The 22140-nt window shown below is 33.9% G+C and carries 23 protein-coding genes; 13 read left to right on the top strand and 10 right to left on the bottom strand.

Annotated features, from left to right (window positions below; translation table 11 throughout):
- Window positions 1-5: 5 nt before the first annotated feature.
- Window positions 6-806, bottom strand: a complete 801-nt coding sequence (locus HM982_RS02700; protein WP_179351579.1) for a class I SAM-dependent methyltransferase — start codon at window positions 804-806, stop codon at window positions 6-8.
- A 40-nt stretch (window positions 807-846) separates the two neighbouring features.
- On the opposite strand from HM982_RS02700, the gene HM982_RS02695 reads away from it, so the two are divergent.
- Window positions 847-1539, top strand: coding sequence for a hypothetical protein (locus tag HM982_RS02695; RefSeq protein ID WP_179351578.1), 693 nt, complete (start codon window positions 847-849; stop codon window positions 1537-1539).
- A 155-nt stretch (window positions 1540-1694) separates the two neighbouring features.
- Here the strand turns inward: HM982_RS02695 and HM982_RS02690 are convergent, their stop codons facing one another.
- Window positions 1695-3086: a sensor histidine kinase gene (locus HM982_RS02690; RefSeq protein WP_179351577.1), complete on the bottom strand. Its 1392-nt coding sequence runs from the start codon at window positions 3084-3086 to the stop codon at window positions 1695-1697.
- Window positions 3087-3202: 116 nt separating this feature from the next.
- Between HM982_RS02690 and kynU the strand changes: the two genes are divergently transcribed.
- From kynU to HM982_RS02635, 11 genes are all read left to right on the top strand, one after another.
- Window positions 3203-4504: a kynureninase gene (gene kynU / locus HM982_RS02685; RefSeq protein WP_179351576.1), complete on the top strand. Its 1302-nt coding sequence runs from the start codon at window positions 3203-3205 to the stop codon at window positions 4502-4504.
- On the top strand, window positions 4501-4845 hold the full coding sequence (locus HM982_RS02680) for a PH domain-containing protein (RefSeq protein ID WP_179351575.1): 345 nt from the start codon (window positions 4501-4503) through the stop codon (window positions 4843-4845). The genes kynU and HM982_RS02680 overlap by 4 nt, the downstream gene beginning before the upstream one ends.
- Before the next feature lie 126 nt (window positions 4846-4971).
- Window positions 4972-6426 carry an FAD-dependent oxidoreductase gene (locus HM982_RS02675; protein WP_179351574.1) on the top strand — a complete coding sequence of 485 codons (1455 nt, stop codon included), beginning with the start codon at window positions 4972-4974 and terminating at the stop codon, window positions 6424-6426.
- A 290-nt stretch (window positions 6427-6716) separates the two neighbouring features.
- Entirely contained in the window at window positions 6717-7148 is a 432-nt protein-coding gene (locus HM982_RS02670; RefSeq protein WP_179351573.1) for a RidA family protein, read from the top strand.
- Between the two features lie 54 nt (window positions 7149-7202).
- On the top strand, window positions 7203-8642 hold the full coding sequence (locus HM982_RS02665; protein WP_179351572.1) for an aldehyde dehydrogenase: 1440 nt from the start codon (window positions 7203-7205) through the stop codon (window positions 8640-8642).
- 44 nt (window positions 8643-8686) lie between these two features.
- Window positions 8687-9469: an SDR family oxidoreductase gene (locus tag HM982_RS02660; protein ID WP_179351571.1), complete on the top strand. Its 783-nt coding sequence runs from the start codon at window positions 8687-8689 to the stop codon at window positions 9467-9469.
- Between the two features lie 194 nt (window positions 9470-9663).
- Window positions 9664-10200 carry a 3-hydroxyanthranilate 3,4-dioxygenase gene (locus tag HM982_RS02655; RefSeq protein WP_179351570.1) on the top strand — a complete coding sequence of 179 codons (537 nt, stop codon included), beginning with the start codon at window positions 9664-9666 and terminating at the stop codon, window positions 10198-10200.
- Between the two features lie 97 nt (window positions 10201-10297).
- The gene (locus HM982_RS02650; RefSeq protein ID WP_179351569.1) at window positions 10298-11383 is read left to right on the top strand and encodes an amidohydrolase family protein; all 1086 of its coding nucleotides are present in this window, start codon (window positions 10298-10300) and stop codon (window positions 11381-11383) included.
- Between the two features lie 24 nt (window positions 11384-11407).
- Window positions 11408-12049 carry an O-methyltransferase gene (locus tag HM982_RS02645; protein ID WP_179351568.1) on the top strand — a complete coding sequence of 214 codons (642 nt, stop codon included), beginning with the start codon at window positions 11408-11410 and terminating at the stop codon, window positions 12047-12049.
- Window positions 12050-12057: 8 nt separating this feature from the next.
- The gene (locus tag HM982_RS02640) at window positions 12058-12837 is read left to right on the top strand and encodes a HipA family kinase (protein ID WP_179351567.1); all 780 of its coding nucleotides are present in this window, start codon (window positions 12058-12060) and stop codon (window positions 12835-12837) included.
- Entirely contained in the window at window positions 12827-13216 is a 390-nt protein-coding gene (locus HM982_RS02635) for a DUF3037 domain-containing protein (RefSeq protein ID WP_179351566.1), read from the top strand. Before HM982_RS02640 ends, HM982_RS02635 begins: the two co-directional genes overlap by 11 nt.
- Before the next feature lie 87 nt (window positions 13217-13303).
- On the opposite strand, the gene HM982_RS02630 is transcribed toward HM982_RS02635, so the two are convergent.
- From HM982_RS02630 to HM982_RS02600, 7 genes are all read right to left on the bottom strand, one after another.
- On the bottom strand, window positions 13304-14812 hold the full coding sequence (locus tag HM982_RS02630) for a S8 family peptidase (RefSeq protein WP_179351565.1): 1509 nt from the start codon (window positions 14810-14812) through the stop codon (window positions 13304-13306).
- A gap of 115 nt (window positions 14813-14927) precedes the next feature.
- Window positions 14928-15218, bottom strand: a complete 291-nt coding sequence (locus HM982_RS02625) for a Sec-independent protein translocase subunit TatA/TatB (protein ID WP_179351564.1) — start codon at window positions 15216-15218, stop codon at window positions 14928-14930.
- Between the two features lie 191 nt (window positions 15219-15409).
- Window positions 15410-17707, bottom strand: a complete 2298-nt coding sequence (locus tag HM982_RS02620) for a M1 family metallopeptidase (protein ID WP_179351563.1) — start codon at window positions 17705-17707, stop codon at window positions 15410-15412.
- A gap of 66 nt (window positions 17708-17773) precedes the next feature.
- Complete coding sequence (locus HM982_RS02615) at window positions 17774-18280, bottom strand: DUF6702 family protein (RefSeq protein WP_179351562.1); 507 nt, start codon at window positions 18278-18280, stop codon at window positions 17774-17776.
- A gap of 47 nt (window positions 18281-18327) precedes the next feature.
- On the bottom strand, window positions 18328-19140 hold the full coding sequence (locus HM982_RS02610; RefSeq protein WP_179351561.1) for a peptidase associated/transthyretin-like domain-containing protein: 813 nt from the start codon (window positions 19138-19140) through the stop codon (window positions 18328-18330).
- Complete coding sequence (locus HM982_RS02605) at window positions 19127-19912, bottom strand: peptidase associated/transthyretin-like domain-containing protein (RefSeq protein WP_179351560.1); 786 nt, start codon at window positions 19910-19912, stop codon at window positions 19127-19129. Before HM982_RS02605 ends, HM982_RS02610 begins: the two co-directional genes overlap by 14 nt.
- Window positions 19899-20717 carry a carboxypeptidase-like regulatory domain-containing protein gene (locus tag HM982_RS02600; protein WP_179351559.1) on the bottom strand — a complete coding sequence of 273 codons (819 nt, stop codon included), beginning with the start codon at window positions 20715-20717 and terminating at the stop codon, window positions 19899-19901. The genes HM982_RS02605 and HM982_RS02600 overlap by 14 nt, the downstream gene beginning before the upstream one ends.
- Before the next feature lie 161 nt (window positions 20718-20878).
- Here HM982_RS02600 and pepE point away from each other — a divergent pair, with 161 nt between their 5' ends.
- Window positions 20879-21586: a dipeptidase PepE gene (pepE, locus tag HM982_RS02595; protein WP_179351558.1), complete on the top strand. Its 708-nt coding sequence runs from the start codon at window positions 20879-20881 to the stop codon at window positions 21584-21586.
- A 141-nt stretch (window positions 21587-21727) separates the two neighbouring features.
- Here pepE and HM982_RS02590 read toward each other — a convergent pair whose 3' ends face one another.
- A complete protein-coding gene (locus tag HM982_RS02590; RefSeq protein WP_179351557.1) occupies window positions 21728-22123 on the bottom strand; it encodes an ankyrin repeat domain-containing protein in 396 nt (131 codons plus the stop codon).
- Window positions 22124-22140: the final 17 nt, after the last annotated feature.

Here is a 22140-nt window from a genome sequence, read left to right as displayed (position 1 = left end):
TTATATTATAATTTTGTAGCCTTCAACTCAAAAATCAATGGAAACAATTGGTTTTCCATCTTATACATTCCCGATTCCGTTTTCTTTAAATTTGGAAACACATCATACGGACTTTCATCATATTCATTGAGATAATCAATTTGTAATCCCGCTTCAATTAATGCGTTAACAACCTCACTCAAACCGTGATTCCAACCGTATTCTTTGCTTACCATTTTTGATGTTTCATTGGCATAAGTGCCTTCGTACTGTTCATAAATCACTTCATCTTGACTGTAATGGTATTTCATTTCTGCATTACCATTAACGTAATCAAACATCCAAGCAATAGGATGAAACTCTACGATATAGAATGTGCCACCTACTTTAAGACGTTCTGAAATCATTTTAGCCCAAGGCTTCAAATCGGGTAGCCAACCAATAGTACCATAACTTGTAAATACAATATCAAAGGTTTCAGAAACATACTGCGAGGTATCTAAGACGTTACAGCAAACAAAATCAGCATCAAGCGCCAATTCCTTATTTAATTGTTTTGCCAGTTTTATACCTTCATCACTAATATCTATACCAACACACTTTGCGCCTCTTCGACTCCAACTCAACGTATCCTGTCCAAAATGGCATTGTAAATGCAACAAAGATTTCCCCTCTACATTTTTTAAAGTCTTTAATTCGTATGGCATTAAAGAGGTTTTACCTTTTTTGAAAACCTCAAGATTATACATTTCACTTTGTGCATGTATAGCTACTTTTTTATTCCATGTGGCTTTATTAACCTCAAAATAACTAGCTGCTTTATTCATTGTTGATTAATTTTACGTGTAATTTAAAACAACTTTTAATATGAAATCATTATATCTTGGTTTAATCTGTTTGCTATTTATGTCGAGCTGTAAATCTGACAAAGAAAAAACAACTGAAAACCTAAAGGTTAAGCAGGAATTAACTGTAGCAGAAAAAATCGCCAATGCACATGGTTTTGAGCATTGGAAAAATGTATCTGAGGTAAAATTTACATTTCAAGTTGATAAAGATTCTATTAAAGGAATTGGTAGAAAATGGACGTGGTTTCCAAAACAAAACAGAGTGCTTTTAACAGATAATGATCAAAACTATGACTATTATAGACATGAAGTAGACAGTACAAACATGGTAGCTGACAAAGCGTTTATTAATGACAAATTCTGGTTATTAATCCCTTTTCAATTGGTTTGGGATAGTTCTGCTAAAATAACGGAGCCAAAAACAGCAACTACACCAATAAGTAAGGACGTGTTACAGATGATAACACTAACCTATTCTAATGAAGGTGGTTACACGCCAGGTGATGCTTATGATATATTTTATGATAACGACTTTATCATTAAAGAATGGATTTTTAGAAGAGGAAACTCCGCTGAACCCTCGCTAACAACAACTTTTGAAAATATTAAAGATTTCAACGGCATTAAAATTGCGATAGACCATAAACAAGAAAGTGGACACTGGAATCTAAATTTTACTGACGTCAACATTGTTTTGGACACCAAAGAATAAGACCTTACATTTACAAACTATAATGTAAGTTTCACGCAGGTAGTTATTACCAAGAGCGTATAACTTACATTTTCCGCCAATTGGCGCCTATTATATATTTAAAAGCACTTCTACTATTAAGTTTGAAGTGCTTTTCTTTTTAGTATTAAGCACAATTAATTTCCTTTTAAACCTACATCTATACTAAACATAAACGCAGTCCCTTTTCCTTCAATACTTTCAAGCTCTAAATCTCCACCTAGCATTCTCACATAAGCTCTAGATATAGAAAGCCCAATACCAGAACCATGTAATGCATTTTTATTTTCTACATCCACCTGATAAAAAGGATTAAAAATAGTTTCTAATTTATCTGGAGGGATACCAATTCCAGTATCTTTTAATATAAATGTTATTTGCGTATTATTAGCATTCATACTACAACTTAATACAACTTTACCCCCTTCTAAAGTATACTTTATAGCATTTTCAACTAAGTGTTTTAAAACAACTGTTAACTTTTCAAAATCTGTATGTACAATACTATTGTCTATAGGAATAAAGTTATTAATAGTAAACTGAATATTCTTTAATTGAGCTTGAGGCAAAAACTCTTTGTAAATAGTTTTAATATTGGCATTAACATTAAATTGCGATTTATTCAAAGTCATTAGTCCAGATTCTATTTTAGAAATATTCAAGATATCTGACATCACATCTAACAACTCTTGCCCATTGGTTTCAATAACTTCAATATATTCTTCAAAATCTTTATCTGGTGACGACACATGCGATTTTAAAAGCTCTGCACAACCCAAAATACCATACATAGGTGTTCTAATTTCATGACTCATATTAGCCATAAATGCTGTTTTTAATCGGTCTGATTCTTCTGCTTTTTCTTTAGCTGCAACAACATTTCTATTCTTTTCAATAAGCTCATTTTGTAAATGGTGTTCTTTTAAAAGGGCGTTATGTAAATGACGAATTAAAAATGACACTGAAAAAACAGACATTAAAACAATAAGTGTGTTATTAATAAATATAATAATCAAAATTTCAATCCGTTCCCCCGCAAAGACTTCTATATCTATGAGTTCAAAGTAAGTAATAACAACGGTCAACAAGTAACCAATTGCAGTACAAACTACAGTCCAAATCCCCGCTTTTTTTCCGCTATAAAGTGTTACTAAGACCGATAGCATAAATAATAAAAGCCCATTACTACTTTTTAAACCTATATAAAAAATAAGTGCGAATGATAATAAAAATAAATTAATAGAAAACACTATTTTCTTTATTCTCAATCCTATTTTTACATTAAAAAATAAGAACGCAATTACAGAAACAGCAATTGTATCTACATATAGAAGTAACCATTTATCTAATAATATTGCCGTAACGATACTGGGAAAATAAGAAACCACACTTAACGGAAAAATTAATATTAAGATGGATACAAATAGTTTATCCCTAAAATAAGACAGCTCATCCTGTTCATCTCCTTTAGAAAAACGACTATACTTAATATACCATTGATGATACGAAGACCAAAGTTTCTTGAGCATAAATAGATGATTGATATTACTAAATTTAATCATAAAAATTCAAAAAAACTATTTATCACCTTTGAATTGCGTGAATTTCACTCCTTTTTATTCAATTCTTAAAATATCATTTAATTATGCTATTTTTGTTAGCAACCGAAAATTTTTTCACATTGACCAACTACAAACTCGGTCTTGATTTCGCTAAACTACAAGACAAAGAAGACCAATTATCTCATTACAGAGCACAATTTCATATTCCAAAAGACAAAAACGGGAATGAACTTATTTACCTATGCGGAAACTCATTAGGTTTACAACCAAAATCTACAAAAGCTTATATAAATCAAGAATTAGAAGATTGGGCTAACTTAGGTGTTGAAGGTCATACCGATGCTAAAAATCCTTGGTTACCTTATCATGAGTTTTTAACGGAAGCCACTGCAAAATTGGTCGGTGCAAAACCAATCGAGGTAGTCACTATGAACTCTTTAACAGCGAACCTTCATTTTATGATGGCGTCGTTTTACAAACCCACTAAGGGACGTTATAAAATTCTAATTGAAAGTGATGCTTTTCCATCTGACAAATATGCTGTAGAATCCCAATTACGTCATCATGGTTACGACGATAACGAGGGTTTAATTTTATGGTCGCCAAGAGAAGGAGAAGAATTATTACGTTATGAAGATTTAGAAGCCATTCTAGAAGCTCATGGTAACGAAATTGCCCTAATTATGGTTGGAGGTGTTAATTACTACACCGGCCAGTTTTTCGACTTTAAACGCATTACCAATCTTGGGCATCATTATGGTTGTAAAGTAGGGTTTGATTGTGCACATGGTGCAGGTAATGTCAATTTAGATTTACATAATTCAGGTGCAGATTTCGCCGTTTGGTGTACGTATAAGTATATGAATTCTGGTCCAGGAAGTTTGTCTGGCTGTTTTGTACACGAACGTCATGCCTATGATAAAAACCTCAACCGACTTACAGGTTGGTGGAGTCACAATAAAGATACACGTTTTAATATGCGCCATGAATTTGATGTATTACCAGGTGCTGAAGGTTGGCAGTTAAGTAATCCACCAATTTTATCTATGGCTGCTATTAAAGCCTCCTTAGATATGTTTAATGAAGTAGGCATAGAAAAACTGATAGAGAAATCTAAAAAACTCACGGGTTATTTCGAATTTCTATTAAAAGAATTAGGCGAAGACACCATTAGAATCATCACCCCAAAACACCCTGACGAACGCGGTTGCCAATTGTCAATTCAGGTTTTAAATGCCGACAAATCATTACACGATAAATTAACCGAAGCTGGAGTTATAAGTGATTGGAGAGAACCCGACGTTATCCGTTGTGCACCAACACCATTATACAATTCCTTTGAAGATGTGTATGTAATGGTAGAAAAGTTAAAAGCACTTTTATGAACATATTTACAGCTCTAAAAGATGAATCTATCCTTCTAAAAATTAAAAAGAAAACAGAGGTAAGCTTTTGGGAGTATCATTTTTTAGGCCTCTTCTCTTTTTTTTATAATCGAGATTCTGACTATTTAATTATAACAAATAAAAGAATTGTATGCATTATTAAAGAGGATTTAATTAAAAATGTTGAATATAAAGAATTGTCTAGTATGCAATTCAACGCTAACAACAATAATTTATATTTTAAAAACAAGGAAGGCAAAAAACAAATGTTTAACCTGAATAAGTTCAGACCTTCTTATGAAGATATACAGAAAATAAAAAAACTATTATCACAGGATTAATTATCTTAACTAAAAAAAACATTAAGAATGCTAGCTCACCTGCAAGGTTTTCAGATATAAAATAAAAATTTAACTGAAGAAAAAATCAACAGTACTCAAACTGACTTTATAGAAATAAGAAATAGTATGAATAAAAATACAAGCAACAGTGAGAAAGCCTTTCCTTCTGGGGAAGATTTAAATGGGGCTCAAGCACAAAACATACTAATTATAGGCGCAGGACTCTGTGGTAGTTTACTTGCTCTACGATTAGGACAACGAGGTTATAACGTTAGTGTTTACGAAATGCGTTCAGATTTAAGAAAAACAGATATTTCCGCTGGTCGTTCTATTAATTTAGCGTTTTCAGACCGTGGTAATAAAGCCATGAAACTTGTAGGTTTAGAAGACAAAGTCAAAAAACTTTGCATACCAATGAATGGTAGAATGCTTCACGACAAAGAAGGCAATACCTTTTTATCTAATTACAGCGGCAGAGACCACCAATTCATTAACTCTATTTCAAGAGGAGAACTCAACGCACTACTTTTAACCGAAGCAGAAAAACATAAAAACGTTACCATTTACTTTAATAAAAAATGTAAATCGGTAGATTTTGAAAAAACCACGGCTTTATTTCAAGATTATAACTCAAAAGACGAATTTATAGAAGATGCCGACTGTATTATTGCTACAGACGGCGCAGGCTCAGCATTGCGAAAAAGTTATTATTTAAGCAAGAAATTCTTATTCAGCTTTTCACAAGAGTATCTAAGTCATGGCTATAAAGAATTAAGTATTCTACCAACAGAAAATGGGGATTATAAAACCTACAAAAACGCTTTGCATATTTGGCCAAGAAGTAGTTTTATGCTTATTGCGTTACCAAACTTAGATGGTAGTTTTACCGTAACGCTATTTTTAAGTTATGATGAAGGCGAATACAATTTTAATAATTTAAAAACACCAGAAATAGTTACGGAATTCTTCCAAAAAGAGTTTCCAGATGCATTAGCAATTATGCCCAATTTAGTGGATGATTTTTTTGAAAATCCAACAGCAGCTTTAGGCACGGTAAAATGTTCCCCTTGGCATTACAAAGGTAATACGTTGTTAATGGGAGATTCAGCACATGCAATTGTACCTTTTTACGGTCAAGGCATGAATGCATCTTTTGAAGATGTGGTAGAATTCGATAAGATACTGGATCAAAATTTAGATAGTTGGGAAGCTACTTTTACAGCTTACGAGAAAAACAGAAAAAAAGATACTGATGCCATTGCAGATTTAGCTATCGATAATTTCCACGAAATGAAAGGCCATGTATCAAATCCTATTTTTCAAGAAAAACGAAAAATTGAAATGGCTCTAGAAAAAGAGTTTCCAACGGAATACGATTCTAAATATAGTTTAGTAACTTTCAACGCAACGGTAGGCTACAGAGAAGCCATGTTAAAAGGAAGAGCTCAAGATAAAGCGATTTTAAATATGTTAACAGATGGAATCATTACCACTGAAGATGATTTAAAAGATATTTTAGAAAAAGTAAAAAAAGAAACCGAAGCCATTTTAGAAGATGATAGGATTGCTGGATTACATTAGCAGTAAGCAAAAATTTAAAAAAATGGGATTAAAATAAAAATCAGTAAAAATTAATGTCCCAAGTTTCGACCGCGTCAAAAACAACAATCTTCAGAAATAAAGAGCGAAGGAATGTAGATGCGAAGCGAAGCTTTAAGCACGGAATTCCGAAAGCGAATGTTCCGAAGGAATTTCCTCAGATTGATTGTGATTTTTGGTTCGTTTGCATCAAGGCAAATGAACATAATAAAAATAAGCAGATTGTCACATCACGAAAAAACGTGATTCACAATGACCGATAATACAAAATTATGAGTAACAACACAAAACCTACTTCCGAAGGAACAGGTGTAACACCAAGAGGCGCCTATCCACACGTAAAACAAGTAGGCGATTTCATTTTCGTATCAGGTACAAGTTCACGCAGACCAGACAATACCATTGCAGGTGTAGACATCATTGACGACATGGGAACCAAGCGCTTAAACGCCTATACACAAACCCAAGAAGTTTTAAAAAACATCGAGAAAAACTTAGCAAAAGTTGGCGCGAGCTTAAAAGATGTGGTCGATGTAACTTCGTTTTTAGTTAATATGAATGACTTTGCGGACTACAACAAAGCCTACGCAGAATTCTTTGAAAAGGAAACTGGTCCAACCCGAACTACCGTTGCCGTACATCAATTACCACATCCAGATTTGGTGGTTGAGATTAAGGTAATGGCTTATAAGAAAAAAAAATAGAGCTCCAAGAGCCAAGATAATAGACGTATACATCCTGTTTTTATCTATAAATAAATGACTATAAAAAACTACATCAACGGAGAATTTTCACTTCCCAATGCTAATAAATGGGTAGATAACTACAATCCCTCAAACGGAGAAGTCTATGGACAAATTCCAAATTCTTCCAGAGAAGATGTCGAAAAAGCGTATAAAAGTGCCAAATTAGCCTTTAGGCAATGGTCACAAACCACTTTAGAAGAACGCAGTAGAATTCTGATTAAAATTTCAGAATTACTAGAAGCCAACTTAGACCGTTTTGCAGAAGCCGAAAGTAAAGACAACGGCAAACCTGTGAGTTTAGCAAAAGCAATTGACATTCCAAGAGCCGCAAGTAATTTTCGATTCTTTGGAAATGCGATAACGCAATTCGCCAGTGAAAGTCATGAATCCGTAGGTCAAAATGCTATTAATTACACTTTACGTCAACCCTTAGGCGTTGTCGGTTGTATTTCACCTTGGAACCTTCCACTCTATTTATTTACCTGGAAAATTGCACCAGCACTTGCGGCCGGAAACTGTGTGGTTGCCAAACCCAGTGAAGTAACGCCAATGACGGCTTATTTATTAGGAGAAATCTGTAATAAAGCAGGCCTTCCAAAAGGCGTATTGAATATTGTTCATGGATTAGGAACCACTACAGGACAAGCCATCATTGAACATCCAGATATTAAAGCTATAAGTTTCACCGGCGGAACAGCAACAGGCGCACATATTGCCAGAGTGGCTGCACCACTATTCAAAAAATTATCTTTAGAATTGGGTGGAAAAAATCCAAATATCATTTTTGCAGACTGTGATTACGACGATATGTTAAACACCACAGTGCGCTCATCATTTGCCAACCAAGGACAGATTTGTTTGTGTGGGAGTCGCATTTTTGTAGAAGCTTCTATTTATGAAAAATTCAAGATTGATTTTGTTAAAAAAGTAAAGCAACTCAAAGTCGGGCATCCATCACACGAAGACACCCATATTGGCGCTTTAGTATCTAAACCACATCTTGAAAAAGTAAAAAACTACATCAATATCGCCAAAGATGAAAACGGAACGGTTTTATGTGGCGGGAACGAAGTTACAGTAAAAGGATATGAAAACGGTTATTATTTAGAACCTACTGTTATTGAAGTAAAATCCGATGAATGCCGTGTTAACCAAGAAGAAATATTTGGGCCAGTAGTTACCATAATGCCTTTTAATACCGAAGACGACGTTTTAGAAATGGCAAACAAAGTAAAATATGGTTTATCAGCAACACTATGGACCAACAATTTAAAACGCACGATGAAACTCAGCAACCAATTGCAAGCTGGCATTGTTTGGGTAAATACGTGGATGTTGCGCGATTTACGAACGCCTTTTGGAGGTGTAAAAGCATCTGGAGTAGGACGCGAAGGCGGATTTGAAGCTTTACGTTTTTTTACTGAAGCTAAGAATGTTTGTATAAAGTATTAAAAAAACAAGGTCTCGACTGCGCTCGACCAGACAAAACGAATAATATGAATTTAGAATTAAACAACAAATACGCACTGGTCTGTGGTAGCACAGCAGGAATAGGAAAAGCAACAGCAATGGCATTAGCTGCAGAAGGTGTTCAAATAACACTAATTGCTAGAAATGAAGACAAATTAAAAACTGTACTTTCAGAGTTACCTCAACAACGAAATCACGATTATATCGTGGCAGATTTCTCAAACCCGATGGAATTGAAATCAAAAGTTTCCGATTATATTTCAAAACATCACGGTTTTCATATTTTAGTAAACAATACTGGCGGTCCGGCTGGAGGTCCTATTTTTTCTGCTAAAGTAGAAGCGTTTGAATCTGCATTTACACAACATTTAAAATGTAACCACATTTTAGCACAAGCCGTTGTGCCATTTATGAAAAGTGAAAGTTACGGTAGAATCGTAAATGTTATTTCAACCTCTGTAAAACAACCGTTGGACGGTTTAGGTGTTAGTAACACTATTAGAGGCGCCGTGGCGAGTTGGAGTAAAACGCTCGCCAATGAACTGGGTCAGTTTAGTATTACGGTAAACAATGTTTTACCTGGTGCTACCGGAACTGATAGACTTGCTGAGATAATTAAAAATAAATCCGCTAAATCTGGAAAAACAGAGGAAGAATCAGCCAACGCTATGAAAAGTACAGTACCAGCGAAACGTTTTGCACAACCCGAAGAATTAGCAGATGCCATTACCTTTTTAGCTAGTGCACGTGCTGCTTATATTAACGGAATTAACCTTCCGGTTGATGGTGGACGAACAAAATCGCTATAATAATAAGACCTGTCAGGTTTTAAAAACCCGACAGGTCTAGTTAGTAAATTTTTGTTTTTTTTTACTAATTTTAATGCATTGATGAATCTGCGTTAAGGATTAAAACGACATCCTTTTTTTGCTGCCATATATGGCAAAAAAAGATATAGTGGAAAGCCTGACCCTTTTTAGGGTAACGCCCAAAAAATAAACTCATGAGTAAAATATATCCTCCTATTAATTTTAAAGCATGGATTGATGAAAATCGTCATTTATTGAAACCACCGGTAGGTAATAAAGTGGTTTGGAAAGATGGTGATTTTATTGTTATGGTGGTTGGTGGCCCAAATAGCAGAAAAGATTATCACTATAATGAGACGCCAGAATTTTTTCATCAAATTGAAGGGGACATTGTATTAAAAATCATTGAAGACGGAAAACCTAAAGACATTCATATTAAAGAAGGCGAAATTTTTCTTTTACCTCCAAAAGTACCGCATTCACCTCAACGTGGCGCAAACACCGTTGGTTTAGTTATTGAATATCCGAGAGAAAAAGACGTCAAAGATGCCTTGCTTTGGTTTTGTGAAAATTGTACCACAAAATTATATGAAGAAGATTTTACCCTAGATAATATTGAAACCGATATGCCAGTAATTTTCGATAAATATTATGGCGATACCAACAAGCGTAAATGTCCTAATTGTGGCGAAATAATGGAACCGCCAAAAAAGGTGCAATTAGAGGAATAATATCATTCTGAACAACGTAAAGAATCTTTCTCCTAAAGAAAAGTAAATCAATAATACTTCTGAGCAGCTTTGATTTCGCTCAGCATGACAAATAATTATGACAAAACGTAAATTAAGAATCAACGGTCACTCCCATCTTCTTCCTTATCCTGAAGAAATCCCCCAATTTATGAAAGACAAAGAAATCTTTTGGGTGGATAAAGACCGTAAGTTTATGCTACAAAAAGATTGGAACCGTCCGATTACTGATTCTAGTTTTTTCTTAGATGAAAAGTTAGAATGGATGGAACGCAATAAGCTAGACCATGCTGTTGTTTTAAATTTATCGCAACTCTACGGGAATGGGTTAAGGGTTGAAGAAATGAAGCAAGCCTTACGTTTTCAGAATGATTTTAATGCCAAAATTCAGCATAATCATCCTAGTAAATTTACTTGTGGCTTTGTGGTTCATCCTGGTTTTGTAAGAAGTGCTTGTTGGGAAATTGAACGTTGTGTAGAAGTCTTAGGTATGCAACTTTTATGTTTACCAACCCATTATATGGACTCCATTGGAACTTGGCGTTGTATTTTTGATGAAGAGAATGAACCTATTTTTGAAATGGCCAATAAGTATAATTTGGCGATTGAAATTCACCCATACGATGGGGAAAAATTTATAAAACTTGAAAACACATCTTGGCGTTTTCATTTAATTTGGATGCTAGCACAATGTGGCGATGCCTATCATTTTTTAACTTTAAATGGTTACCAAGATAAATACCCAAATATGCGGACTTGTTTTGCTCATGGCGGACAGTTAGCACAGATTAACTTAGGGAGACGTATTCAAGGGTTTGATGGACGTCCCGATTTATTTGAAGGCAAAAGTCATCCTAGAAAAGCCGTTGGGCATAAAAACATCTTCTTTGATACGCTTGTACATGACACTGGTGGATTAGAGTTATTAATAAGAAACCAAGGTTCTAAACAAGTAATTATGGGCTTAGATGACCCATATCCTTTAGGTGAAATGGAAAGCGAGCAACAATCTTCTTATCCTGGTAAAATTATTGACTTAGCTATCGACAGAAAAATTATAACCGAAACTGAAGGTGATGCCATTTGGGAAGACAACGTTATTCAATGGTTATGTGGAGATGATGACGCTGCCAAACAGAAATTAATAGCCAGAATCACTTCATAAAATCATTTAAATCAATTATTAGTTATGTATTTCTTGCCTAAAAACTTGGATGATTATGTGGTAGACCATTCTGAAGATGAACCAGAATTACTAAAACAGTTAACCCGAGAAACCTATCAAAAAATTTTACAACCTATTATGCTTAGCGGACCTTATCAAGGTCGGGTGTTGAGTATGATTTCTAAATTAATACGACCTCAATCTATTTTAGAATTAGGAACATTTACGGGTTATGCTACGTTGTGTTTAGCGGAAGGCTTACAAGCAGATGGCGAATTACATACTATAGATATTAATGAAGAATTGGTAGATTTTCAGCGCAAATATTTTGACCAATCAAAATATGGCGCACAAATTTTTCAACATACAGGAAGTGCTATCGATATCATCCCGACGTTAGACAAAACATTTGACTTAATTTTTATTGATGCCGACAAGCCTAATTACAGTAATTATTTCCACTTAATTATAGACAAATTAAATCCGGGTGGGATTATACTTTCTGATAATGTATTATGGCATGGAAAAGTGGTAGAACCTGTTGGAGCAAAAGACGTTTCTACACAATCTATTTTAGATTACAATACACTTTTAAAAAATGATAAGCGCATTGAAACGGTTGTATTACCTATTAGAGATGGACTAACGATTAGTCGAAAATTATAACTGCAACTATGAGTAAAATTGAAATTAGAACTGTAGATGTGGTTAAATACATCACTCCTTTGCGAGAAGGCGGTTCACTACCTGCCATTGTTGAGGCTAGTGATGGTTTTCTATATGTTTTAAAATTTAGAGGTGCAGGACAAGGAAAAAAAGCCTTAATCTCTGAATTTATTGGAGGTGAATTAGCACGCGCTATTGGTTTAAAGGTTCCGGAGTTGGTCTTTATGAATTTAGACGATTCTTTTAGTAAAACCGAACCCGATGAAGAAATTCAAGACTTATTAAAATTTAGTATTGGTCTTAACCTAGGCTTACATTACCTAAGTAGTTCTATTACTTTTGACCCTTTAGTTTCTGTTGCAGATGCTTTGACATCTTCTAAAATTGTGCTTTTAGACAGTATTATTAGCAATATAGATCGCACTGTAAAAAACACCAATTTATTAAATTGGAATAAAGAATTATGGGTAATTGATAACGGCGCTAGTTTCTATTTTCATCATAATTGGAGTACTTGGAAAAATCATCTTACTAGAACGTTTCCGCTTATTAAAGATCATGTATTATTAGAACGTGCTACGCTATTAGATGAAGCTTCTAAGGTTATTATTTCAGCTTTAAGTAAAGATACAATTGATGATATTGTTTCTAAAATACCTGAAGATTGGTTGGTAAACGAATCTGATACGCTATCGCCAGTTGACATGCGAAATGCCTATATAGAATATCTAAATTCTAGACTTTCAAAAATTGATGTATTAGTTAAAGAAGCCGAAGATGCCAGATAAAGTGACTTTTGAATATGCTATAATAAGACTCGTACCAAGAGTAGAACGCGAAGAGTTTTTTAACGTTGGTGTGATTTTATTCTCGAAACGAAAAAAATATCTCGGTGTAAAATTCAACGTCAGTGAAACGAAACTGAAGGCTTTTTCTTGTGAATTAGACCTAGAAGCCATTAACAACTACTTAAAATCTTGGGAATTAATTTCTAAAGGCGATTCTTCCGCAGGAAAGATTGGTCAATTTGAAATTTCAGACCGGTTTAGATGGTTAGCCGCTTCACGAAGTACCATTATACAAAGTTCTAAAACACATTCTGGTTTAACAGATAATCCGGAAAAAGAGTTGAATTCTATTTTTGAAAATTATGTATTAGAAGCATAAATATTAATTCATCAAAAAAATAAAAAGCAAGCCTTGATATTTAACAAGACTTGCTTTTTTTATGGGTAATTGATTTCAATTCTAATGTTATTGAACAGCTTGTAGAGCATCAATATTACCGTAACCAAAACTACTATTTTTATTAGGATAAAACTCAGCCGATTGTTTTAGTCGATTTAAAATTTGAGTTCTACTCCAAGAAGGATATTTAGACCAAATTAAAGCTGCAATACCTGCCGTAGTTGCCGTAGCCACAGAAGACCCTCCGGTATAACGTCTCTCTCCATCATCAAATCCTAATACTGGAGGCGCCTTGCTTGTATCATTATCGCCTTCCATAATAATTGTAAAATCTATTTTACTACCACTATGGCAAACGTCACATCTTTCATAACTAGAACCATCAGTAACACCTGTTACCGCAACAGTTTCGCTCATTGTTGCAGGGAAGATAACACCATAGCCGTTAGTAAAACTCGTGGACGTTCCTCCTGCTGCAAATATTAATTTGCCTTGGCTATAAGCATACTTTACCGCATCTTTAATATTACCTATAGACCATAGATACCCTATTGACATTGAAATGATTTTTACATCAGATCTATTCCCTAATTGTGTTAAAGCATCTGATACGCCTTTACGTTCATGATAATCATTTAACAACACATCTTCCGTGGCTCTGTAAGCCACTAAATTTGCATTATATGCTACACCAACTGGCATTCCATTGTCATTTCGAGGCGAAGCCATCGTTGACCCCATTGCGGTTCCGTGTCCGCATTTATCATGTTCACCATCATAATTACTAGACCACCACCAATTAGAATCTATAAAGGTGCCATATTTTTCTACTGAACGCCCAGAAGAATACCCATCATTAATTCCTACTGGATTTAAAAGCGATTGCGTTTTTGAAACACCCGTATCTATTAAACCAATAGTAATACCAGAACCTGTAGACTGATTCCAAGCTTGTGGAATATTATTTGCATCAAAATGCCAAGATACCTGTGCATTGTTTGGCGCTATTGTTGTATAATGTGATGAATTAATTGAATCGCCACTTGTATCACATCCTGAACTTGATTTTTCCTGAACCTCTGTATATTGATTGTAACCATTAGGTTCTAAATATCTAACATACTCACTTTCTCTCAGCGCAATAATTGTTTTTAGTTGTGTTACTTCGGCATCAAAAACAGTCAATACAGCATCTTCTTTTAATTTAAAGTCATCCTTATCAACTTCTTCCTCAATTAAAATTGTTGTTATTAGACTTTCTTTTTTGTTTAGAAGCTCCTTATCGCCTTTTATATCACCAAAACTTTGGCCTTCATTTCCGTAACCCACAGTTAGTACATACTGTCCATGAGTTAATGCGCTCCATAAAAAATGAGCGTCTTCATTATTCCAGTCAAAATCTCCGGTGTTACGGATACTTTCACTAATCCGTTGGTTAATCTGATCAACCGTTAATGGATTTTCTGGGGTTTGAACTAATTCGGCTTCAGTTTCGGTTTCTAGGTTGGTATCTTTAGAACAAGACACAATTGTTATTGCCAGTAGAAGAACTAGCAAAGTGTACATTTTTTTCATAAAATAAGATTTAGAGCATTAATAATTCCCTAAATATATTAAATAAAAAACATAATATAAGATGTATATTTATTATTAACTCAAAAAATAAGGTGATTTTACGAGAAATATGCAATTACTTATTGCGTTTTAATGAGCCCGTGAAGTCTTCGAGATCATCTTTAACTTTGTTAATTTCATCTTGAATACTTTTAGTCGTATCCTCATCTATAATATTATTTTCTTTTGCACTTTTAGTAACCTCTTGCTTAATATCGTTGGTTGCATCCTTAATTTGACGCATGCCTTTTCCTAAACCACGCGCAATTTCTGGAAGCTTATCTGCCCCAAAGACGAGTACCACAATAAATAGTACAAAGACTATTTCGGTACCTCCGATGAATAAAAATGTTAGTTGATGTATCACGTTGCAAATATAGTTAGTTTATAAAACAATAAAGACTAAAAGTTATGTGAATTAAACGGGATAAATATTCTATTATTGAGTAAACCAATTCTATTTGACTTTTAAATTTAAGTCGTCAACCAACATTAGGTTAATTTCATAAAAAAAGCCGACTTAAAAAGCCGGCTTAAATATATTATAAGTTGTAAAACTTAGTCTGTTACTTTATTTTTAAACTTATCAAAATCACTTTCTTTAACCTCTTTTGGCCAAGTGTTATTAGACGTATCAACATCAGCTGTTTCTAAGTCTGGATCTACTGTTATTGACACAATTTCTTTATCGCTTGCAATAGCTTTACTGACTTCCTTGTCATTTAATCGCCATATTTGTGCAGGATAAGTTTCTCTTGCTTTGGTTCCATCAGCATAAGTATACTCAACAATTATTGGCATTACTAATCCGCCTGGCTTATCAAAAGTTACCTGATAAAAATATTTAGGTGCCTTTTTCATTTGCTTTTGCTCCTTAGGTGTAAAATTATCCATGATGTATTCTTTTACCGTAGGTACATTATCTATTGTTCCGCCAGCTTTCATAGCGTCATCATAACCTTCTGCACCTTCTTCAATAAAATAAACCAAGCTATTTGGGTCTCTATTATATTGATCTGCTAAGCGTTTACCATTGTCATTCGGCGTTCCACTTACAGCGAATTTCTTAACCTCTTTAATACCGATATCTGTATAATCTGTGGTGTAAAACCAACCTCTCCAATACCAATCTAAATCTATAGCTGAGGCATCTTCCATTGTTCGGAAAAAATCTTCTGGTGTTGGGTGCTTAAATTTCCAGCGGTTAGCATATTCTTTAAATGCATAATCAAAAAGCTCACGCCCCATTACGGTTTCTCTTAAGATATTTAATGCTGTAGCAGGCTTTCCGTAGGCATTATTCCCAAATTGATACGTATTTAAACCTTTGGTCATAATTGGTGCAATATAATCTTGATTGCCGCCCATGTATCTTACAATATTTTTAGCAGGTCCTCTTCGAGAAGGATACGTTTTATCATTAGGAGATAACGCATCAGGAAACCATTCTGCAAAATCTTGCTCTGCGACATATTGGGTAAATGTGTTTAAACCTTCATCCATCCATGTCCATTGACGCTCATCACTATTAATTATCATTGGAAACCAGTTGTGACCTACTTCATGAATAATAACGCTGATCATGCCGTATTTTGTTCTATCAGAATAGTTACCTTCTTTATCTGGACGACCAAAATTAAATGAAATCATAGGATATTCCATTCCCATTGGTGCATGTACCGATATCGACTTATGGTAAGGATAGTCAAAAGTCATACGAGAATAGGTCTTAAACGTACTTGCAACTGTTTTAGTTGACCATTGTCCCCAAAGTGGATTACCTTCTTTAGAATATAAAGAAACAGCCATAACGTCCTTAGTTTCTAATTTTACAGCCATCATATCCCATAAAAATTTACGAGAGGTTGCAAAACCAAAATCTCTTACCATCTTTGCCGAAAGCTTCCAGGTTTTTTTGGCTTTACTCTTCGATTTTTCAGTTTTTTCTGCTTCTTCTTGTGTTACAATCATTACAGGCTCGTCATAAGATTTTTGTGCTTTCTTATAACGCTTCATCATGTCCTTAGTAAAAATTTCTTCTCTATTTGTCAGTACTCCTGTACCATCTAAGATATGATCTGCAGGCACGGTAATATTTACATCAAAATTACCGAATGGTAATGCAAACTCATCGCGTCCCCAAAACTGAGAGTTTTGCCAGCCTTCTACATCATTATAGACAGCCATACGTGGGTAAAACTGAGCTATGACATAAATACGGTTATCGTTTTCTTCAAAATATTCATAACCTGATCGTCCGCCATCCTTTACGTGATCATTAATATTATACCACCATTTAATTTGAAACGAGAATTTCTCACCAGACTTTAAAACTTGTGGTAACTCTACACGCATCATTGTACGGTTTATGGTATGTGGCAAATCTTTTCCATCTGTATCTTTAACCGCTTCAATATGAAATCCGCCGTCAAAAGATTCTTGTAAATAAGACTTCACTGCTCTAGAAGATGATGTTGCTGGCCTTATTCCTGACCCACTAATTAATGGCGTTTTAGAATCTCTGGCACGCATATTTTGATCTAATTGCACCCAAAGGTATCTTAGATCATCTGGAGAGTTATTGGTGTAGGTAATTGTTTCGTCACCATGAAGTTTTGCATTATCATCATCAATTTCAATATCCATTTTATAATCTGCTTGCTGCTGATAATAGTTGGGACCAGGTGCACCTGAACCTGTTCTAAACATGTTCGGTGTTGAAAACTCATCGTAAAGTTGTTTAAATTTGTTTTGGTTAGTGTGCCCTTGTTGGCGTTCAGCTTTTTCTTCATTTTGTGCATAAAGACTGAACGATGCAAAAAGCATAGCGCATAATAAGTACTTAAAAATTCTCATATATAATAGTTAGTGTTAAAAAAAGTAGTGCCTAAAGTAATAATTAATGGGGATTTTATTCCGTTTTTATCTAAAGTTTAATAAACAAGTATCATTTTCTGGAACCAGTAGAAAGCTTTTATTTCTGTCTAAAAGTTTCATTCTTACAATATTTTGTTGATCAGAAAACACATCAAATAAAACCTGATTGCTTAACTCAATTGATGTTATATCTGAAACATTTTCTATTTCTAAATAACAATAAACAATATCTTCTTTATATTCTTTTCCTATAAAATTGAAGTTGACAGCCGTACCATTCACCTTAATTTTTAATTTATCGCTTAAATAGCGATTCATATAATCTTCTACAACTTGGGGTTCACTATCAACATCTAATGTAATTGTGTCATCATAACGCTTACGCATTAAAGTTTCAAAATCGTCTATAAAAATCTGACTAATAATCTGAAGCGCGTTTTGTTTTTCAGCATATCCAACTTCTGTGACACTAACATAATATTCGTGCGTGTTACGATTTGAATTAAGAACTGTAAAAAGTAGCAATGCTAAAAATAAGCTAAGTGGTTTCATGTGTAATTTATAATTGTTTTTGTGTGCTATATAAACACATTTCAAATTTAATCTTTGAGGCTTGAATTCCTGTTTTCTTGATAAACTTTTAACTTCGCTTGTAAAAATTCTATTAATTTAATTTCATTATTTTGATTGCATAAAGTTAAAAACGCCTCATCTTCTTGACAAAATAGAAAATACTCAACGCGTAAATTTTCTGCTAAGGTATCTTTTTCAAAAAGAAATGCTTCGTAATCTTCTTTTAAACGCTCTATGCAATCCACTCTATTATCTAATTCTACAATCGCTTTTAATTTTTTTGTTCTACCAGTAATGGTATTCAACAATTTAAAAAAGTTAATGCTTGGACCTCCGCCGTAGATACCTCCTACTAGTCCAACCATATCACCACCATCGGCATCATATAATTTGCGTTCATTTTGTGTAAGTACCTTTCCGGTATAACCAGGAATACCCAAGTCGTAAAAGTTAACTTCGGGTTCGGCATCTGAGTTTTCAATATCTGATTCTAAGCTACCAGTTAAAATTTTACCTACCACAACTTCCTTAAGTTCACTAACGCTTTCAATTAATTGCACGCTAAACTGACCCAATTCCATTATAGAAGGCGTTATAACGATTTCTTTCTCTTGATATTTCACACCTGAAATCACTAAGGTATCTGCAACTTTTGCAGGAATTATAAAACTACCGTCATCATTAGAAATGGTATATTTTGCCGCTGTTCTATTCTGAATATGGAGCCCTTCAGCTTCATCATTTGCAATGAGTTGTCCTTTAAGGTCTTTAGTCTGCGCCTGAAGATTATAGCCTAAAGTGAAAAGCAAAACAACAGCTATGGTTTTAATCGTCTTCATCTAATCGCATTTTAAAAATCTTTAATTTCTTTAAAAGAAAACTGACGTCATTTATTTGATTTTGATCTTCACAAATTGCATAAAATTGGTCATCTTCTAGACAAAATTGAAAAAATTCTTCTTTGTGGTTTTCTGGAATTACAATAGCCTCAAAAATAGTATTTGCATAGTCCGTTTTTAATTGGGTAATGCATTTTTCTTTAGCTTCACTTATAACGCGCTCCTTGTACATTTTGGTGTCGCCATTAATTCTATTTAAGATTTTGTGGACATTAATCGATATTCCAATACCGTAATAATACACAAATTTTCCATGATCGGCATCGTTTAAACGTTGTTCACTTTGTGTTGGTGGTAATTTTACGGATCCTGGGATTCCTAAATCGTAGAAGTTAATTTCTGGTTCGGCATCTGAGTTTTCAATATCTGATTCTAAGCTACCTGTTAAAATCTTACCAACTACAACTTCCTTAAGCTCATTTACTTTTTCTATCAGTTGTAAGTTAAACTGTTCAGAATCTATAATAGACTTTGTTACAATAATTTCTTGTGTTTGGTATTTTACACCAGAAACAACTAGTGTATCTGAAACCTTTGCCGGAATTTCAAAACTACCATCGGTAAGAGATATGGTATATTTTACAGCAGTTCTGTTGAGTATGTGAAGCCCTTCAACCTCATCATTTGCGATGAGTTGACCTGTAATATTTTTCCGTTGTGCATTAGCTGCACAGAAAGTTAAAAATAGGATTATAAAACTAATCGTTTTCACTTAAGTTTTTTAAAAACGACTTACTTAATTGGTTGATACGTTCTAACAACTGCATTTCGTTGCCGTCTTCAAATAACGCTTCGTCTAAATCTTCTTTTTCTAAATAATCTGCAAATGCTTCAACTTGATTTAATGGTATGTCAAAATTAGTATGAATAAAATTCACACTATAAGTATCTAATGCTTTTCTAAAAGGGGTTAATTCTAATTGTTTTTCTCGTTCAGATTTAAATTTAATAGTGCTTGTATTAACCACTTGTTTTATTAAAAAACCTGCCACATTCACCAAATCTAACATATTGTCCACCCTAGGGTTGTACTCGTTAAAGGCTAAATTATCGGCTTCGGTTTTATAATCCGCAGAAAACTCAAAATCTTCAATATTATCTAATCCAAAATAAATAGCGTCTAAATCTACATTGTAGGTTCTTACATTACTTAAATCAGCATTTATATTTCCGGTAAGGCCAAAAGGGAGTAAAACAACCTCATCTAACTTGTTAATTTCTTCAACTAAAATTACGGTCAATTGTTTAGATTTTATAATCTTATCGGTAATGGTAACACTAAAATCTTCAAATTGAAGCGCAGAAAACTCCACGATATCATTTACAGACACATTAATTGTAAAATCTCCATTTTCGTCTGTTATAGTCCCTTTATTTGAAGAGGAATTAAAAACAGCTACACCCTCTTTATCTTCAGAAGACACTACAATTTTACCGCTAACAGAAGTTCTATCTAAATTCTGCCCAAAAGACAACAAACTAAAAGCACTAAAAAGTAAAAGTATAATTTTATTCATATGGTATAATTAAGTTATTAAAGTTCGGTTTTATATTTGTGATGACATAAAAATTTAGGACAAACTTTTGTTAAATGATAAAATCCGAAAATGATATTAATTTAATAGTTTAGTTTTTCTTTAAGCCAAAAACACCTATTTTAACCTAAAAAGAAAACAATTTGAAATCCATTATAATCGCCAGCACTTCTACAATTCATGGAAGTGGTTATTTAGAATACTTATTAGAGACGCTTAAAATTCATTTTAAATCTACAGACACTATATTATTTATTCCGTATGCAAGACCAGGAGGGATCTCGCACGATGAATACACAAAAGTAGCTGCAAAAGCTTTTAAGACCATCGGTAAGACCCTTAAAGGGATTCATGAATTTGATAATGCCGAAGCCGCTATAAAAAACGCCACCGGAATTTTTGTTGGTGGTGGCAATACATTTGTTTTGGTTTCTCAACTGTATAAAAACAAGGTGTTATTAGCTTTACAAAATGCAGTAACAAATGGCACACCTTATTTAGGGACTAGCGCAGGCAGTAATATTTGTGGTTTAACCATGAATACAACAAATGATATGCCTATTGTCTATCCGCCAAGTTTTAAAACTTTGAGCTTTGTGCCCTTTAATATTAACCCGCATTATATAGACCCAATTGCAGGCAGTACGCATATGGGAGAAACTAGAGCAACCAGAATTAAAGAATTTCACGCCTATAATAGCCAACCTGTTATTGGCTTACGTGAAGGAAGTTGGATAGAAGTTGAAGATCAGCAAATCACCCTAAAAGGAACCTTAGACGCTCGAATTTTTGAATATAATAAAGCACCTTATGAGATTGGTACAGAAACCGATTTGGGCTTTTTAAAGTAATTGAAATATCATTTAACAGCTACAATTTGAATGATAGTTAACAAAAGAAATTAATAAGGGCGAATCTATTAAACACAAAAAAGTGTCTTAAAAAAGACACTTTCTCTTACTAACTAACTCAAACTCAATATTAGTATTTAACTAAACTGTTTTATTTTTAAATCGCTTTAAGAATAGTGCTGCATCTTTAGCATTTGCTTTTTCGGCATGTCTTAAAGCTGTAAGACCAGAATCACAAGCGTCATGAATTTTAGAACCTGCTGTAATCAATATCTTAATTAATTCTACCCTATTGTATTTTGCGGCATAATGTATCGGCATAAGACCGTTAGATTTGGCATTTACATCCGCGCCATTGTTAAGTAATTTTTTAACTTCTTCGATATTACCTGTGGCAACAGCCTTACATAAAGGACTAACCTCAACGGTTTGGAAACTAACAGAATTAACTTCTGAAGTTAAATTGAAATTTGATGCATTTAAATTACTGATTGAAAAACCTAATGCTAAGGCTAAAACGACTACTGATTTTTTCATGATGAAAGATTTTAAAT

Source organism: Winogradskyella vidalii (assembly GCF_013403955.1).
In the GTDB taxonomy this organism is placed as follows: domain Bacteria; phylum Bacteroidota; class Bacteroidia; order Flavobacteriales; family Flavobacteriaceae; genus Winogradskyella; species Winogradskyella vidalii.
Note: the sequence above shows the minus strand (reverse complement) of the source record. Positions and strands in the feature narration are given on the sequence as shown.

Excerpts from the sequence above, each read along its gene's own strand:
- HM982_RS02630 (WP_179351565.1), bottom strand. The coding sequence starts at position 14,812 with ATGAAAAAAATGTACACTTTGCTAGTTCTTCTACTGGCAATAACAATT.
- HM982_RS02645 (WP_179351568.1), top strand. The coding sequence starts at position 11,408 with ATGTATTTCTTGCCTAAAAACTTGGATGATTATGTGGTAGACCATTCT.
- HM982_RS02620 (WP_179351563.1), bottom strand. The coding sequence starts at position 17,707 with ATGAGAATTTTTAAGTACTTATTATGCGCTATGCTTTTTGCATCGTTC.
- HM982_RS02670 (WP_179351573.1), top strand. The coding sequence starts at position 6,717 with ATGAGTAACAACACAAAACCTACTTCCGAAGGAACAGGTGTAACACCA.
- HM982_RS02610 (WP_179351561.1), bottom strand. The coding sequence starts at position 19,140 with ATGAAGACGATTAAAACCATAGCTGTTGTTTTGCTTTTCACTTTAGGC.
- HM982_RS02700 (WP_179351579.1), bottom strand. The coding sequence starts at position 806 with ATGAATAAAGCAGCTAGTTATTTTGAGGTTAATAAAGCCACATGGAAT.
- HM982_RS02615 (WP_179351562.1), bottom strand. The coding sequence starts at position 18,280 with ATGAAACCACTTAGCTTATTTTTAGCATTGCTACTTTTTACAGTTCTT.
- HM982_RS02680 (WP_179351575.1), top strand. The coding sequence starts at position 4,501 with ATGAACATATTTACAGCTCTAAAAGATGAATCTATCCTTCTAAAAATT.
- HM982_RS02690 (WP_179351577.1), bottom strand. The coding sequence starts at position 3,086 with ATGCTCAAGAAACTTTGGTCTTCGTATCATCAATGGTATATTAAGTAT.
- HM982_RS02665 (WP_179351572.1), top strand. The coding sequence starts at position 7,203 with ATGACTATAAAAAACTACATCAACGGAGAATTTTCACTTCCCAATGCT.
- HM982_RS02640 (WP_179351567.1), top strand. The coding sequence starts at position 12,058 with ATGAGTAAAATTGAAATTAGAACTGTAGATGTGGTTAAATACATCACT.
- HM982_RS02675 (WP_179351574.1), top strand. The coding sequence starts at position 4,972 with ATGAATAAAAATACAAGCAACAGTGAGAAAGCCTTTCCTTCTGGGGAA.
- HM982_RS02590 (WP_179351557.1), bottom strand. The coding sequence starts at position 22,123 with ATGAAAAAATCAGTAGTCGTTTTAGCCTTAGCATTAGGTTTTTCAATC.
- HM982_RS02655 (WP_179351570.1), top strand. The coding sequence starts at position 9,664 with ATGAGTAAAATATATCCTCCTATTAATTTTAAAGCATGGATTGATGAA.
- HM982_RS02650 (WP_179351569.1), top strand. The coding sequence starts at position 10,298 with ATGACAAAACGTAAATTAAGAATCAACGGTCACTCCCATCTTCTTCCT.
- kynU (WP_179351576.1), top strand. The coding sequence starts at position 3,203 with ATGCTATTTTTGTTAGCAACCGAAAATTTTTTCACATTGACCAACTAC.
- HM982_RS02660 (WP_179351571.1), top strand. The coding sequence starts at position 8,687 with ATGAATTTAGAATTAAACAACAAATACGCACTGGTCTGTGGTAGCACA.
- HM982_RS02635 (WP_179351566.1), top strand. The coding sequence starts at position 12,827 with ATGCCAGATAAAGTGACTTTTGAATATGCTATAATAAGACTCGTACCA.
- HM982_RS02600 (WP_179351559.1), bottom strand. The coding sequence starts at position 20,717 with ATGAATAAAATTATACTTTTACTTTTTAGTGCTTTTAGTTTGTTGTCT.
- HM982_RS02695 (WP_179351578.1), top strand. The coding sequence starts at position 847 with ATGAAATCATTATATCTTGGTTTAATCTGTTTGCTATTTATGTCGAGC.